The following is a 14,599-nucleotide window of genomic DNA, read 5'->3' as shown; positions in this document are numbered from 1 at the left end:
TGCTAGAAAGTAGGAATATATTATGCCAAATGAATTGAAAAATGTAGAAATTAGTTATGTTTCATTAGTAACAAAGGGGGCTAATGGTAGGCCTTTTGCAATTATGAAGGGTATGAACATGAATGGCTCTAATGTTTTGAAAAATGTTCCTATTTTAAAGAGGGAAGATGAAAAACAACTTGTAACAGGGGTTGTTTATGAACCCAATATAGAAGATGCACATGGTGATATCATGACGGCTGAGGAAATTGAAAGAGCGGCTTATAATTTTTTAGAGAAATATAGATACATAGATAAAAACCATGACGAGTTGGCAGGAAAAGGAACAGTAGTAGAAAGCTGGATTTCTAAAAATAATACGGTTGTTGGAAAACAAAATATTAAAAAAGGAACATGGCTTATGACTGTTCGAGTAGACGATAGTGAAACATGGAAAGAAATCAAAAAAGGGAAAATCACAGGCTTTTCGATGGGAGGGGTTGGAGAAAGAATGGAGATGCCACAAATGGATGAGTTTACACAAGATGAGAAAGGTGTAATTCGTAAGATGTTTAGTTTTTTTAAGTCACAGTATGACGAGGAACAAACTCAGGAGATGGATAATCAGTCATTAAATAATAAACAAAACTCTAAGATGCAAAAGGTATTTAATTTATTTGAAGATGTATTCTATGTTGGGATTTGGGAGGGAAATGTAGATATTAAGCGGATGGTTTCCACCTTAGATGAAATGAAGGACATTTTAAATACAATGAAGGGTGGTGATACAGATTTCTCGCCGGAAGATATTACCATTAATTCCGTAAATGAAGTAGGCAAAATCTTATATAAGAAAAATGATAAAAAATTTGATGAAATGATTTCTTTGATGAACCAAATTAAAGAAAATAAGTTACAAAAAAACGCAGATCAAAATGTAGATGAAATTGCAGACATTGTAAAGAGAGAAATGGGTCCTTTTCTCGAGAGGTTACAGGAGTTGGAAGAACAGTTAAATAAAGAACTTGAATCAACTCATGATACTAATGAATTAGAAAATGACAGAGAATCTAAAAAGACCAGTGAATTTATTCAGAAGGTAATAGACCCCATTTCAAAGAGACTTGAAGTAATTGAGCGATCAGCACAAGTTCGTAAAAGTCTTGGGGCTGATGCCAAACCAACAAACGAGATGAGAAAACCAGTAAATAAATGGGTAGGATTAGATCTATAAAGATAAGGAGAAATGAATCTATGAATAATAAAGAATTATTAGCACGTATTGAACGAATTGAAAAGAGTACAATGACAACAGGAGGAATGAAAGCGGGGCTATTATATCCGGAACAAAGCAAAGAATTTTTCCGAATGGTATTTGATGCAACTCCATTTTCTCAATTGCATCGCAAAGAGATTCGTAAAGCGAAAAAAGGTGAATTAGATAAAATTGCAATCGGTGGTCGAATTTTACGTAGGAAAATGGAAAATAGTGATGATGGCTATCGAGCAGGTGTAGAAACGTCGAAAGTTGAATATGATACAGTTTCTATTCGTTTACCATGGGAGATAACAGAGGAGCTACTTCGAGAAAATATCGAAGGTGAAGGATATGAAGATACTGTTATGACATTAATGTCAACACAGTTAGGTATTGACCTTGAAGACTTGCATTGGAATGGGGATGTAACTTCAGAGGACCCATTTCTACAAATTAATGATGGCTGGTTAAAACAAATTAAACAATCAAGTAAATCTCATATTGTCGATCATTTTAAATTAGTGACGGGAACGGGAGATGCTGAAGCTAGCGCTGGGTTTAGTAAAGACTCAATCTTTAATTTATCTAAGGCAATGCCTAATAAATATAAAAATGAAGGTTTAAAGTGGATTATGTCACCTGCTCGTAGAGAGAAATGGATTGAATATTTAACAACTCGTTCAACTGGCTTAGGCGATGCTGCGTTATTAGGTACAGGGGATCAAGTTAATAAGCCGTTGGGGTATGAGATTGTCACAGTCCCTTCTATTCAAGATGATGTAATTATTTTTGCAGATCCTAAAAACTTTATTGCGGTAAATACGTATGACACGCGAGTTCGTAAGACTGTAGAAGGTAAATCTGCTGTTATGGAAGATAAGCGATTCTATGTTATTCATTTGGATGATGATGCAGTTATTCAAGAAATGGACGCAGTAGCAATTCTTACTAATATACCTGATAAATTTGGAAATTAAGTAAGGTAATTTGCATATGAAGATTATAGAATTGAAATTAGGCGGTACATATACTGCATATGGCTATACTTTTTTTAACGGAGTGAAGGAAAAGGTTGCAAATGAGAAAGCAAACTATTTACTGAGTACAGGACATTTTAAGTTAATAGATAGTATAGAGGTTAAAAAGAAAGAGAAGTAAAAGAGGTGGAAGGATGGAAATTACTGTACAGGACATAAAGAACAGGGTGAATGTTCAACGAATGCCCGATACGGTAATCCAGGATCTCATTAGTCAATATGAATTGATTACTAAAAACTATTTGAGGAGTAAGCCAAGTAACCCAATGAAAGAGAAAGTTAGAACAAGTAAATTGGCTTGGCTTTCTTTTCGAGCAGAAAATTTGATCAAGGTAATCCATATTGGTTCTGGAGAAGAAGTTACCAATTCAGTTTTTTCTGATGGTTGCACTGTATATGGTTTAAGTGAGAATCAATTATATGAATTTGAGTATACAATACAAGATTATGATGGGCTTCTGACTTTAATGAAAAAATGCATCATCGATATGACGTGTTATGCGGTAATTCGAACAAATCTACAATATGAAAATATGAAAAAATCAGCAAATATCGGAGATTATTCATATGAAATAAATATTGAATCGCTAGATGAGGAAACTGTAAATAAAAAGGTTTTAAAAGTATTAAAAAAATACCGAAGTAGAAACCCTTTAATAGCATTATGAATGAAAGAATAGGCTGTGAACATTAGATATGGAAGAATTATATATACATGAAGTAACTGTGAAAAGGAATCAAAAGGTAAAACAGCCGGCAGGAAATTTTAAAGAAGAGCCTGTCATTATTTATGAAAGAATGAAGTGTCGTGTTACAACACACACAGCGGTAGATAATGAAAGGTTAAAAAGAAATAAACAAAATTTTGAGCCGAATTTTAAAATTTATACTTCTGCAGAACATAACATCCATACAAATGATGTAATCTATTTTCATGATTATGTATTTGAGGTAAGAGGAGAACCAAGAAATTCATCATTTTTAAATCACCATATTGAATTGTATTGTGAGTTGTTGGAATAAAATGACGAATACATCGGAATTCATGGTTACACGTAATGTAGAACAGGTTAAAGAACAACTTAATAAAATAATGGTAGAAAGAATTATAAGTGCTTGCAATCAACTGCAACGAGAAATGAAACAAACAGTATCAGGTAGTCACAATGGTGTGAAGTATAAAATTCCACGATCGAGTCGCACATATATTGCTTCAAAACCAGGAGAGACATTTGCTTCTAGAACGGGAGAATTACAAGATTCCATTAAATATGGCTTACATATTACAGATACCGAAGTAGTAGGAACGATTGGAAGTCAATTAAAAAGAGCGGTGTATGTCGAAAATGGTACAAGTACTGTAGAAGCCCGACCTTTTTTCTTAAAAACGTTTGAAAAAGAGCGTGGGGAATTAAAAAGGACATTGGGAGGAGAACAATGACGACAAAAGCGATTGCAACAATCAGAAATATTATTGAGAAAGATACAATTGTGCAAAGTAATCTATCGAAATATGAAGGAGAGCCCGCTCTTACATTTCTAACTGCACAAAAAGATATGAAAATGCCTTATGCGGTAATGAGAATTGAATCTAATAATCCGGATGATATAGAGGTAATTGATCGGATGATCCTCACTTTTGATATATATTGTGGCCAAGGTGATTATGAAAAAGCGGATGTAATTTCAAGGCGAATAGAACATTTATTAGACAGAGAAGCGGGATTGTTAAGAGATTCTGGTATTATTACAATTCATCGAGCAGGCAGTGTTGCAGTTCCGGATGAAGATCCATCAATTATTCATATTAGTATTAAGTTTCTTGTACGGGTAGGAAGAATGGAATTATATTAAGGAGGGAAAAAAATGAGTTGGAAGCTTATTAATGGTGTACGTGAGGGTACAACTGATAATTTTGTTATTGGACCGGGTGTAATGTATAAAGGTTTTAAAAGTGTAAAAGACCTAGGTGAGATGTTAGGAGCTACTACAGGTGGCTGTAAAGTGGGGTTTACTAGAGAATACTATGATGCTGATATTGATGGTGTTTTAGGAAAACTAGTTCGCGGAAAATGGCTATTAAAAGATGAACCACATATGGAGGTTACACTTGTAGAATTTACGAAAGAGAATTTAGAGTTAGCTCTACCAGGCGTAGATGTAGATAGTACGACTGATAACGATTATAACATTGTAAAACCAACCAATGAAATTAAAGACACAAGTTATAGTGATATTGCAATAGTAGGTGTAGTTTCAGGAAGTGATATTCCGGTTATTTTTGTTATCCGAAATGCAATGGTTGTTTCTTCTGTAGAAATTGATTTAAAAGATGGTAAAGGAACTGTAGGACTTAAATGCAAATTTATTGGTCATTATAGCGAAAGTTCACCTAATACACCCCCTTATGAAATTTATTTACCAAAGAAAAAAGCACCTAAATTACCTACAACAAGTAAATAAGTTGTAGGTTTTATTTTTAGGTTATAAAAGGAGATATTGAATATGACAACAATGCTAGAAAAAATGATGCAAAATAGTACAGAAATTACAATTTCAGGTCAGAAGATGAAGATGAGACGTTTAAATGTAAAAGATGTTTGGCGTTTTACTAAGATTATTTCTAAAGTTGGTCGTCATGCAATGACTGATTTTATGGAGTTTGGGAAAGAAAAGAATGAAATCGATGAAAAAATTAAATTGGCCCAAATGAATGAAGAGCAACAAGAACAGTTAAATGAAATTGAAAAACAACAAAAAGAAAAGGGTTTAGAGTTTGTCTTTCAATTATTGTCTATGATTCCGGAATGTGAAGATGAGTTCTCAGAATTTTTCTCTAGTCTATTACAGATTAAGCGTGAAGAATTCGATCAGTTACCACCAGAAGCTATGGTAGCAGTTATTGAAGGATTATTAGAAAGTGAAGATTTAATGTCTTTTTTCAATCAGGTCAAGGGTCTAATCAAATCTCAAAGTCTCAAGTGGAACAAACAAGAAATGTAGAAAATGATTCTAATAAATACATAGAAGAAACAGAGCAAAATATGCTAAGGGCTTTTGATAAAGTCCAAAAACGGTATGGATGGACAGATGATTATGTCTTATCCATACCGTATTCTCGTTTAATGGACTTATTTTCTTTTATTAGTCAGGAAGAGCAGCAAGAAGAATTAAATGAATGGAAAAAGATGGCCTTTATCGGATTTCAAACAAGGCAATTAGAAGAAGGAACAACTTTTCATGACTATTTACAAGCTTTTGGACTTACGGAATCTAGGTCGGATGGGGAAGAAAATGAGACTATGGAAGTTTGGTCCAAAGAGGAATGTATCGACCATGCAAATAAGCTGATTGCAGAGTTTCAGTTTGAAGACGATAAGGAATAAAAAACTTCCTAGTTAGAAAGGGGGGAGTGAATGTTTACAGAAGTATTCCAGTTGTTCGGTACAATTGGAATTAAAGCAGATGAAGCTTATAAGGATTTAGCAAAGTTTGAGGAAAGTTTACAAAAGGCTTCTAAGAGCATACAAGAAAAATTTCAAAAACCAGCAGAAGTACTTAATCAAATAAATGGCCAAATTCAAAAATTTGGTAGCGGGGCGACCAATGTTTTTGGGAAGATTGGTAACAAAGCGGATCAGGCATATAAAGGTGTAGAAAAGTTTGAAGAGAGAGTGCAAAAAGCCTCTAATACAATGCAAGAAAAAATCCAAAAATCAGCAGATTCTCTTGGGAATATTAGCAAGCAAATGCAAACGTTTGGTGACACTATTTCAAATAAAGTCACAAAACCGATAGAACAAGTCAATAGCAAAGCTTTACAATTTGCTAACGATGTGGAAGGTTCTCAAAAAAAACTACAGGATATGCTGGGGTTAACTGAAAAAGATGCAAAGAGTTTGGCTGGAACTATTCAACCTATCGCTCAACAAGTCGTGAAGATTTCTAATATAGTAATACCATCGTTGAAACAAACGGTTGAGTTAATCAAATCTGTTTCTAGTCTTATATCTAAGGCGAGTGAAATCATTGGTGGCCTTGTAAATATAGTTAAAACATTAATGCAAATACCGGGTGCAATTACGGCGATTATTAAAGATGCCTTAAAACTTATTAAAGTTTTTAGTGAGTTTGCACAGATATTGACTGGTCTTGGAAAATCAATGTTTTCATTAGTATTAAGCCCATGGGGTTTTGCGATAATTGCAATGGTTGCTTTAGTATATGTGCTGTATAAAAATTGGGATTCAATTGTGAAATATACAAAGCAGGCAGTACAATGGGTCAGTGATATTTGTTCTAAAGGCTGGGATGCTATTGTTAAAGTTGCGAAGTCAGTATGGGATAGCTTGTCAAAGTTTTTCTCAAGTTTTTGGGAAGGAACAAAAAAAGTATTCCAATCTGCGGTATCGTTTATAGATAAAATACTTAGCGGGGCATGGAAAATAATTACTACTGTAATTACAATGTATATCAACATATGGAAAAAGACATTTGAAATTGGTTGGAATTTAATAAAAACGATATTTAATACAGTGCTAAACGTAATAAAAAGTGTTGTTAAGTTTGCGTTAGAATTTATTAAAAGCTATATTTCTACTGCTATTAAAACATGGCAAAATATTTTTAAAACTGGCTGGGATATTATAAAAACAGTTTTTACGACGGTGCTAAACTTTTTGAAATCATTTATAAGTGGTGCATTTCAAGCAATTCGCAGCATAATTACGACTGTAATGAATGGGATAAAAACCGTCATTTCTACAGTGTGGAATGGAATAAAGGTAATTTTTACGACTGTATTAAACTTCTTAAAATCAGTTGTAAGTAGTGTGTTTCAAGCAATTCATAGCATAATTACAACTGTAATGAATGGAATAAAGACGGTTATTTCTACGATTTGGAACGTAATTAAAACGGTTTTTATCACTGTATTAGAGTCCATAAAGAATTTTGTGGTTACAGCATTTCATTTTATAAAAAACACAATTACGACTGTAATGGATATCGTAAAGTCTATTATTGTAACCGCATGGAATTTTATTAAAGAAACAATAATAGTTGCTGTTCGGACATTTGTTAACTTTGTGGTGGATAACTTTAATAAGATAAAAAACACAATATTTAGTGTTGTTGGTGCTATTAAAGATTTCATAGTAAGTACCTTTGCCACAATTAAAAAAGCTATCGTCGGAGCGTTTGACGGTATTGTTGATACAGTGAAGGATGTATTCGGTAAAGTAGGTTCTATAGTTAAAGGGATAGCAAACGACGCTGTAAGCTGGGGGAAAGATATTATTGCTGGTATTGGTAAAGGTATGACATCTATGGCTGGCTGGGTTGTTGATAAAGCTAAAGGCGTTGTAGACGGAATACCAAAAGCAATTAAAAATTTCTTTGGTATAAAATCTCCTTCTCGTCTAATGATGGAGTACGGCGGATATATTACAGAAGGTCTTGGAGTAGGGATGGAAAAAATGATCCCGGCTGTGGACAAGGCTTCTGGATTGTTAAATAAAGCGGTTGTTCCACCGAAACCGATGCAACTAGTAACGGATGTATCTACCCGAATTGGACAAATGGGGGCACATTCTGCTGATATGATTGGAAAAGCTGCACATCCATTTGCTGGGCACTCTTCTGTTGAAAAGAAAACAGATAAAGGTGTTACAATTCAAAATGCTACATTCAAAGTTGCTGTTGAAAAATTGCAAACCGCAGAGGATTTTGTGAAAATGAGAAAATTACTACAAAACGTAGTTGCTGACGATCTAATGGGAATGGCGGTGCGGAATGTATGAGTATATTAAAAACATTGCATAGAAGAGCTGGTTCATATCATCTCTTATGGGATGCTACAGAATTAAAAAGTACAATTAAATATACTATTAATTTTTCATGGCCTGGGACATATAATTTTTCTTTTATGTCCCAAGTTCCTATTGGTTCTGATGGTATGTTACCAGATAAATACTTTATTGTTCGAGTAAATGGTATTGAAAAATTTAGAGCAAGAGGTGCTTATGCCTGGGAAGCAAGAGAAATTTTTGTTGGTGCAGGGCCACAAACAATTGAATTTACAACAATCGGTTACGGTTCTTCGGACGTAGCCTATTTGCGTGATGTTTATTATCATGCATATGGACCTATACCTACAATTGCAATGATTGAACAAACGAAAATGCCTAAATCCTTAAACGGATTAAAAAATTACAATGTTATGCATGGATATCCTCGTTACCAAAGTACTGGTAATAAAGGATGTGAAGTAGAATTTACTGCTTTATTCAATGATATCAGTCATTGGCGTGAGTTCATGAGTGAAATATATCGCCCTCATATTATTACAGGTGATTACGGTACCTATGGTGGTATTATTCCGCCTAATGAAGTTGATGCAATACGTAAAGGAACGCTAGTAATAGCAAAGTGTAAATTAATATCTATGTCACAAGCAGGTATTGGAGTTGATGGAATGTGAGAGAAGGATCTATTTCTTTAATCAGAATGTTGGGGAGCTATTTCCAAGTGGGGAATAATGCTCCTAATTTAATTGTTTATATGAAAAAAAGAGAATCTTCTTCTTATGTACAAATACAACATCGTGTAGTGAGCCTGGAAGTGCAGGAGAACGCAGATCAGTTCGCAAGTACATTTTCTATTACCTTTGCTAATGAATATGGGCAAATGGCACCTGATAACTGGTATGGTAAGTTTTCTTCCATTCAAGAATGGTTTTACAACAGTGAAGTAACAAACACAAACCAACTATATCCGCAGACTGAATTTAAGGTTTCTATCGGTTATGGTGAAGAAGCTTTACCGTATATACATGGTTTTGTATCTGACGTAAAGGTGAATGCCGAAAGCGGCACAATATCAGTTACCTGCACAACATCTTATAAAAAGGTTCTACAAAAATCAGTAATTCCAACGCCGGGATCAGATGAAATTGTTGCACCGACTGGAAATGTGTATGATGTAGTGAAATTCTTCCTTGAAAAAGCAGGAGTTACATTACACGGTAGTAGGGTAAATATTCCCGGTACAAATCAAAGCTGGATTGTTGAAGGGGCAACTGGAAAGAGGTTTCAAAAGTGGGATGAAATTGTACGGGATATTATAGATACAACATTCCACTACATTAAACATGAACCAGATGGAAGTTGTACATTTATGAAAATGCCAGACTATGCAATTAATGAGCCTGCAAAGTTTAGTTTTAGAGAAGGCGAAAACCTTATCTCTTTAGATATGCAATTAACAGATCAGGACATTAGTAACAGTATTGTTATTAAATGTGGAGATTATGCTAATGGTTTTATTAATTCATTCTTACTTAAAAATGTCTCTTTAGGGGATTTGCGAGAGGAAATGATAGAAGTACCTTGGGCAACAACATTCTTTGCAAGAAGGGCAGTTGCTGCAGCTTATCATTTAAAAGCGATTCAAAAGTTCAGAACATTAACAGTTGCTGTGATAGGGGATCCGCGAATTCAATTGTTTGATGTGGTTTCCGTCTATAATAGGGATTCTGGGCAACAATGGAACTACTTTGTTAAAGGAATTAACACAATGATTTCTGCTGATGATGGATTCTATCAAACTTTAGATTTATCTGTTAACTATGGGTATGAACCTACCCCATATACAGATATAGCAGGAATCACAGTAAATGTTGATACATTAAGATTAAAGCTTTGGGATTGGGATGTAGAGGATGGAGATTTATTAAATATTTATTGTAACAATAAATTAGTCGAAGAAAATTATTTTATTCGGAACAATCCTACATACGTTGATATTTCGCTTGAATATGGAGTAAATATCATTGTATTTGAAGCGGTTCGAAACCCTAAAGGGATTCTTACAGGCCGTTTGCAAGTACTAGATACCAAGAATAATATCTTGTTCGATTATGGTTCCTTACCAGATTTATCATTTCCTCGAGTAAATCAAGATAAATATCACTATTATACCCAAAGGCCAGCAAAAACTTGGTCTGTTACAAGGGTAAATTAGGGGTGATTCTATGATAATGCAAAAGAACTTATATGATCCTATTATGTATTTAATGAAAGGATTAATTGATAGAGAATTTTACAGCGGTGGAAAACCGATGCCTGGTAACGATCCAAATGATGTTTTTAAAGAGGCTATGACCGAAGGGTATACACTGGTTCGTGATGGTGCTCGTTTATCGGCAGTTGATGGAGATAAATATCTGCACTACGATTTGGTTTTTAATGGACAAGCACTACTTGAAAAGGTCATTATATCCCATAAAATAACAGGTAAAAAGATGGAGATGCAACTAATTTATAACGCAAATAAACAATTAGATCGAGTACAACCAAGGCTTATTAATAAAGGTAACGGTATGTTATCAGATTTACCAATTCCCGATGTGTCGTAATGATGTATGGGGATTTTTTAATACAATAAAAAGGGTGATTACCTTTGTTTGAAACAACTTATATAGCTGGTGGCCGATTAGATGCGCCATTTTATCCAACGAAAACTTTTCCGTATATGAAAGGTTTTATAATGGATTCTAAAGCATGGACAGAAGATAAGATGGAATACGTATTACCAATTGACATGGAGTTTTATGCCATTAGCGTGAGTAGTTCTATGTATGAAATCGATGATAAATGGTCGCTTATTGTAAATGACGGTATTGTTTGTGAGGATATTTATACAAAAAAAATACCAGAAGGTATAAGTCTTATGTCCTATATGCAATTAAAGGCCGGAGATAAAATTATTTTTAAATTTCATAACCAAGGAATTAATAATAAGCAAGTATGGATAGCTTTACAGTTTTTGAAGTAATTGGAGGGAGATTATGAGTTTTGCTGTAAATTATATGGCTGGTGGCCGATTAGATGCGCCATACTTTCCAACCAAAACGATTCCTTTTATAAAAGGAAGAAGGGTAGGTGTTTATGAAGATATTCATCATAATGAATTTATAGCACCAGTTGATATGGAAATGATTGCATTTTCTATTGGTGCATCAAAATATAACGATAATGACTATTGGAATTTATATATTAACAATGAAAAAATAGCAGATGAAATTTATATGAAAGATGTTCCCGAAGGGTTTAATTTTTCTGTTGTTAAACAAATTCCTGCGAAAGCGATTATCCGTTTTGAATATATAAATAAATCTTTAGAGAAAAAAGCTATTTGGCTTAATTATCAATTTTTAAAAGATTAGGAGTGAAGTAAAGTGGCGTTTATTGAAAAGTTATTTCAAGAGGGAAGTTTCTTAGACGATCTAACAAATCTAGTAACTAATAACGGATGGACAAAGGTTAAAAAGTTTCAAAAGGCGGGGTATTCCTTACACCTAAGACATAGTTCTTATGATAGAGACAGTTTAATTAAATTTGGTTTAGCAGAACATACAATTATTAAAAATGTAGAAGGAACTATGTATGGATTAGTTCAAATTGCTTCTTGGGATATACCTAAAAAAGATGTTTCTTATAAATTTGATACAGAAGAGGATAAGGCGGAGTTTATTAAGGATGCAAAATTAAGATATAGTAGAAATCTTGATCGTTCTTGTTTTTATATTTATATGATTGAAAAAGAACCGGTATTTAAAGAAGGAACAGCATCAGTAGTGACTTTTGATTCTTTTCCAAAGGGTCTAATAGATGTAGAAGTGAGTAAAACAGACATTTATATGAAGGATGGTGACCCGGTTATCGCCTATACTGATGCTAATACAGACGTTATGATGTCACCATTTGTAAAAATAACATTACGAAACCCAAACCTACAAGGTATTGATGTGAAAACAAATTGGTGGCCTGATTCATTAGTTAGAGTGACTGGCCAAGTTGATAAGGATCGTGTGGTTTTATTAATTCAAGCAGATAATACACCTGCATTTGAAAATAATGTAGTTCCGGTTACACCTTTATATATGGGTAAAATTGAAAGCTATGCGAAAGATGATCAAATTGGTGACGCACTTTGGGCAGGGACAGCATTTGATACAGGTGCAGAAAATAGCTCACATGCATTTGATTTTAATGATAAGAAACCATATAGAAATGTGAATGATAGCTTGCCAATTTTAAAAACATATCCTAAATCACCAGGTAATGGTATTGATAACGTTATTATTAAGCGCTCGCGATTAGGGGCTAGATATCAAGCTCATTATATTGCTTGGAATGTTGCTCCGAATGAGATGCCGCCTGATAGAAAAGGAGTAAATGGTGGTCAATATCCACTAGCTTGGCAGTCTCATGATAATGATGAATATAAGTATCAATTTAATCCTTCGGTATATAGTGGTCGCGTTCATACATCTCGTGCTTATGTTGTTCATCCAGATGAAGGTGTGCGAGGTTTCTTACCTCATATGGTTTTACTATCACCTTTAGGATTATTGAATGGGGATAAGTTAAAAGTACGAAAGAATACTTGTCCAGATACATTTGATATTTATCGTTTTTATAATGTTGATGCGATTTCGCCAATTACAAAAAGACCAGCGACACCATATCGTCCAGCTGGATTAGGAATTTATGAGAAGTCAATGTAAAGGGGAGAGAAAAACATGTGGTTTGATAAAGTAGCTTATTTACAAACATTACCAGTTGAATTAGAGAAAATGATTACAGAGCGAGGATGGAGTCGAAAGTTATACTTTAAAATTAGAAGTGGTATCAATAAATTTATTGATGTTCGCTTATTTGAATCGTTAGGTAGCGATGGAGAATGGCGCAGATTTGGAGTGGCAAATGCTTATGATACGAGCGATTCTGATTTTACAGATGGTAGATTTATTCCTGTGGATTCTCCATTAGGAAAGCTAGGAATGGGAGATGGAGTGAAAAAGGAATTTCAAATTCCGACATTTCCTGTAGTTGAAAGTTCTTTATTAGTGTATGTAAATAGCATTTTACTAGAAAAGGATAAATATAAAGTTGATGCTAAAGCGGGGAAAGTTATTTTTAATCAAGCGATTGCAAAAGGAGATAAAATCACCTGTGAGTATCGATTAACAAATGATGCATACGAACCGAATAATGATATGATTTTCTTTACGTTTAACCAATATTTTATTGAGAAGGAAGTAAAGTTATCAGATTCTGAAAGTGATTTAGGAAACGGTACCGGTTCGAAAAAATCATTTAATTTGCCATTTTCAAATTTTGATGAAAATCGTTTTATGGTTTATAGAAATAATCAGATGGTTGATCCGGGGGAATATACAATTTCAGATACAGCAATTGAATTTCAAACTGCCCCAAAAAGTTCCGAGAGCATTAAATTTTCTGGAGTGTATTTTCTAGCACCAAAGGCAGACGGAACGTTAGATACTTTAGTAGCGAAGACGTCATTTGACGTGCAAAAAATGGAAAGTATTATGGCTGAAGTATATTCTACAGTTAATTTTGTAAATCCTTCGCCTTATACACCGATTAGTTTTACACCAGAAGCCCGTTTTACAAAAGATTGGAAACGTGATTCTGTCGTTTATATGTATGGAAATGGAAATAAAGACCGTATTGTTATGTTTATGCGTGTAGATCCAACACCAAGTCCTGTTCGAGCATTATTTGTACCATTATATATTGGAAGAATGTACACATTTGATAATGCACCGCGTAAAAACACTGTAATTATTGGTGGTTGTCGTAACGGAGATCAATATAATTATGCGCCTAATAAAAAAATTGGAAATGCAAATTTAGACTACGGAGAAAATACAGGTAATGGAAATGATTCTGTATTATTAGCTCAATCATACACAGGTGCAATGTATCAAAAACATTATTTATCATTTATTACGCACGATATGGATATTGATAGTGGACAAGGTCGATTTAATCCATCTGTCTATAGTGGGAAATATCATTTGTCACAGATTTATATCGTACATCCTAATGATGGATATGTTGGAAAATTAGATGATGTCTATGCTGTTCATCCAAAAAATATTCAACAGGCCGATGAATTGGAAATTGAAAAGGAAGTTACAAGTGAATCTTTAGGAAAAGGAAATGGAATGAGAAAAGTTTTCCATTTAGAGCATAAACCGAAAGCAGGAACGCTTAAGTTGTTAAGTGCATGTACTCTAGTTCCTAATACTGACTTTATTTTAAATGAAGATGATAAAACAGTGACGTTTAAAGAAATCCCAATTAACGGGGTAGAGATTACAGCAAGTTATGAATTTGCACAATTATATCGTTATACGTTGCCGACTACCGCAGTCTCTCCGATGACACAAGCGAAAGCAACGCCATTTAATCCGATTGGTCTAGCTATTTATAAAGAAGATATTTAATCA

18 protein-coding genes are annotated in these 14,599 nt (G+C 34.0%); all 18 read left to right on the top strand.

Annotated features, from left to right (window positions below; translation table 11 throughout):
- The first annotated feature begins 22 nt into the window (after positions 1 to 22).
- Genes JDS98_RS07125 through JDS98_RS07040 form a run of 18 tightly spaced genes read left to right on the top strand, consistent with a single transcriptional unit; the run spans position 23 to position 14,596 of the window.
- Entirely contained in the window at positions 23 to 1,213 is a 1,191-nt protein-coding gene (locus JDS98_RS07125; RefSeq protein ID WP_097879315.1) for an XkdF-like putative serine protease domain-containing protein, read from the top strand.
- Positions 1,214 to 1,233: 20 nt separating this feature from the next.
- Complete coding sequence (locus tag JDS98_RS07120) at positions 1,234 to 2,214, top strand: phage major capsid family protein (RefSeq protein WP_001060156.1); 981 nt, start codon at positions 1,234 to 1,236, stop codon at positions 2,212 to 2,214.
- 16 nt (positions 2,215 to 2,230) lie between these two features.
- Positions 2,231 to 2,395 carry a YqbF domain-containing protein gene (locus JDS98_RS07115; protein ID WP_000691127.1) on the top strand — a complete coding sequence of 55 codons (165 nt, stop codon included), beginning with the start codon at positions 2,231 to 2,233 and terminating at the stop codon, positions 2,393 to 2,395.
- Between the two features lie 13 nt (positions 2,396 to 2,408).
- Entirely contained in the window at positions 2,409 to 2,942 is a 534-nt protein-coding gene (locus JDS98_RS07110) for a hypothetical protein (RefSeq protein ID WP_098755746.1), read from the top strand.
- Positions 2,943 to 2,970: 28 nt separating this feature from the next.
- Positions 2,971 to 3,297, top strand: a complete 327-nt coding sequence (locus JDS98_RS07105) for a hypothetical protein (RefSeq protein WP_199633713.1) — start codon at positions 2,971 to 2,973, stop codon at positions 3,295 to 3,297.
- A 1-nt stretch (position 3,298) separates the two neighbouring features.
- Positions 3,299 to 3,715, top strand: a complete 417-nt coding sequence (locus tag JDS98_RS07100; RefSeq protein ID WP_033663286.1) for an HK97-gp10 family putative phage morphogenesis protein — start codon at positions 3,299 to 3,301, stop codon at positions 3,713 to 3,715.
- Positions 3,712 to 4,128: a hypothetical protein gene (locus tag JDS98_RS07095; protein ID WP_199633712.1), complete on the top strand. Its 417-nt coding sequence runs from the start codon at positions 3,712 to 3,714 to the stop codon at positions 4,126 to 4,128. Before JDS98_RS07100 ends, JDS98_RS07095 begins: the two co-directional genes overlap by 4 nt.
- 12 nt (positions 4,129 to 4,140) lie before the next feature.
- On the top strand, positions 4,141 to 4,737 hold the full coding sequence (locus tag JDS98_RS07090) for a hypothetical protein (RefSeq protein WP_000118567.1): 597 nt from the start codon (positions 4,141 to 4,143) through the stop codon (positions 4,735 to 4,737).
- A 42-nt stretch (positions 4,738 to 4,779) separates the two neighbouring features.
- A complete protein-coding gene (locus JDS98_RS07085) occupies positions 4,780 to 5,277 on the top strand; it encodes a hypothetical protein (protein ID WP_098179992.1) in 498 nt (165 codons plus the stop codon).
- A complete protein-coding gene (locus JDS98_RS07080; RefSeq protein WP_097879310.1) occupies positions 5,256 to 5,660 on the top strand; it encodes a hypothetical protein in 405 nt (134 codons plus the stop codon). Before JDS98_RS07085 ends, JDS98_RS07080 begins: the two co-directional genes overlap by 22 nt.
- Positions 5,661 to 5,690: 30 nt before the next feature.
- Entirely contained in the window at positions 5,691 to 8,075 is a 2,385-nt protein-coding gene (locus JDS98_RS07075; RefSeq protein WP_199633711.1) for a phage tail protein, read from the top strand.
- Positions 8,072 to 8,755 carry a hypothetical protein gene (locus JDS98_RS07070; RefSeq protein ID WP_097879308.1) on the top strand — a complete coding sequence of 228 codons (684 nt, stop codon included), beginning with the start codon at positions 8,072 to 8,074 and terminating at the stop codon, positions 8,753 to 8,755. Before JDS98_RS07075 ends, JDS98_RS07070 begins: the two co-directional genes overlap by 4 nt.
- On the top strand, positions 8,752 to 10,296 hold the full coding sequence (locus JDS98_RS07065; RefSeq protein ID WP_199633710.1) for a hypothetical protein: 1,545 nt from the start codon (positions 8,752 to 8,754) through the stop codon (positions 10,294 to 10,296). The genes JDS98_RS07070 and JDS98_RS07065 overlap by 4 nt, the downstream gene beginning before the upstream one ends.
- A gap of 10 nt (positions 10,297 to 10,306) precedes the next feature.
- The gene (locus tag JDS98_RS07060; protein WP_098179987.1) at positions 10,307 to 10,690 is read left to right on the top strand and encodes a hypothetical protein; all 384 of its coding nucleotides are present in this window, start codon (positions 10,307 to 10,309) and stop codon (positions 10,688 to 10,690) included.
- Between the two features lie 44 nt (positions 10,691 to 10,734).
- Positions 10,735 to 11,109 (top strand): hypothetical protein, encoded by a 375-nt coding sequence (locus JDS98_RS07055; protein WP_000464270.1) that lies wholly within the window; start codon positions 10,735 to 10,737, stop codon positions 11,107 to 11,109.
- A 13-nt stretch (positions 11,110 to 11,122) separates the two neighbouring features.
- On the top strand, positions 11,123 to 11,500 hold the full coding sequence (locus JDS98_RS07050; protein ID WP_199633709.1) for a Low copy number virion structural protein: 378 nt from the start codon (positions 11,123 to 11,125) through the stop codon (positions 11,498 to 11,500).
- A 12-nt stretch (positions 11,501 to 11,512) separates the two neighbouring features.
- Complete coding sequence (locus tag JDS98_RS07045; RefSeq protein WP_098284864.1) at positions 11,513 to 12,844, top strand: hypothetical protein; 1,332 nt, start codon at positions 11,513 to 11,515, stop codon at positions 12,842 to 12,844.
- Positions 12,845 to 12,859: 15 nt separating this feature from the next.
- On the top strand, positions 12,860 to 14,596 hold the full coding sequence (locus JDS98_RS07040) for a hypothetical protein (RefSeq protein WP_199633708.1): 1,737 nt from the start codon (positions 12,860 to 12,862) through the stop codon (positions 14,594 to 14,596).
- Positions 14,597 to 14,599 lie beyond the last annotated feature (3 nt).

It is taken from the genome of Bacillus cereus group sp. N11, assembly GCF_016483605.1.
Taxonomy (GTDB): Bacteria; Bacillota; Bacilli; order Bacillales; family Bacillaceae_G; genus Bacillus_A; species Bacillus_A toyonensis.
Note: the sequence above shows the minus strand (reverse complement) of the source record. Positions and strands in the feature narration are given on the sequence as shown.

What these genes read in the sequence shown, in the direction of transcription:
- JDS98_RS07125 (WP_097879315.1), top strand. Translation starts at nt 23, where the DNA reads ATGCCAAATGAATTGAAAAATGTAGAAATTAGTTATGTTTCATTAGTA.
- JDS98_RS07120 (WP_001060156.1), top strand. Translation starts at nt 1,234, where the DNA reads ATGAATAATAAAGAATTATTAGCACGTATTGAACGAATTGAAAAGAGT.
- JDS98_RS07115 (WP_000691127.1), top strand. Translation starts at nt 2,231, where the DNA reads ATGAAGATTATAGAATTGAAATTAGGCGGTACATATACTGCATATGGC.
- JDS98_RS07110 (WP_098755746.1), top strand. Translation starts at nt 2,409, where the DNA reads ATGGAAATTACTGTACAGGACATAAAGAACAGGGTGAATGTTCAACGA.
- JDS98_RS07105 (WP_199633713.1), top strand. Translation starts at nt 2,971, where the DNA reads ATGGAAGAATTATATATACATGAAGTAACTGTGAAAAGGAATCAAAAG.
- JDS98_RS07100 (WP_033663286.1), top strand. Translation starts at nt 3,299, where the DNA reads ATGACGAATACATCGGAATTCATGGTTACACGTAATGTAGAACAGGTT.
- JDS98_RS07095 (WP_199633712.1), top strand. Translation starts at nt 3,712, where the DNA reads ATGACGACAAAAGCGATTGCAACAATCAGAAATATTATTGAGAAAGAT.
- JDS98_RS07090 (WP_000118567.1), top strand. Translation starts at nt 4,141, where the DNA reads ATGAGTTGGAAGCTTATTAATGGTGTACGTGAGGGTACAACTGATAAT.
- JDS98_RS07085 (WP_098179992.1), top strand. Translation starts at nt 4,780, where the DNA reads ATGACAACAATGCTAGAAAAAATGATGCAAAATAGTACAGAAATTACA.
- JDS98_RS07075 (WP_199633711.1), top strand. Translation starts at nt 5,691, where the DNA reads ATGTTTACAGAAGTATTCCAGTTGTTCGGTACAATTGGAATTAAAGCA.
- JDS98_RS07070 (WP_097879308.1), top strand. Translation starts at nt 8,072, where the DNA reads ATGAGTATATTAAAAACATTGCATAGAAGAGCTGGTTCATATCATCTC.
- JDS98_RS07060 (WP_098179987.1), top strand. Translation starts at nt 10,307, where the DNA reads ATGATAATGCAAAAGAACTTATATGATCCTATTATGTATTTAATGAAA.
- JDS98_RS07050 (WP_199633709.1), top strand. Translation starts at nt 11,123, where the DNA reads ATGAGTTTTGCTGTAAATTATATGGCTGGTGGCCGATTAGATGCGCCA.
- JDS98_RS07040 (WP_199633708.1), top strand. Translation starts at nt 12,860, where the DNA reads ATGTGGTTTGATAAAGTAGCTTATTTACAAACATTACCAGTTGAATTA.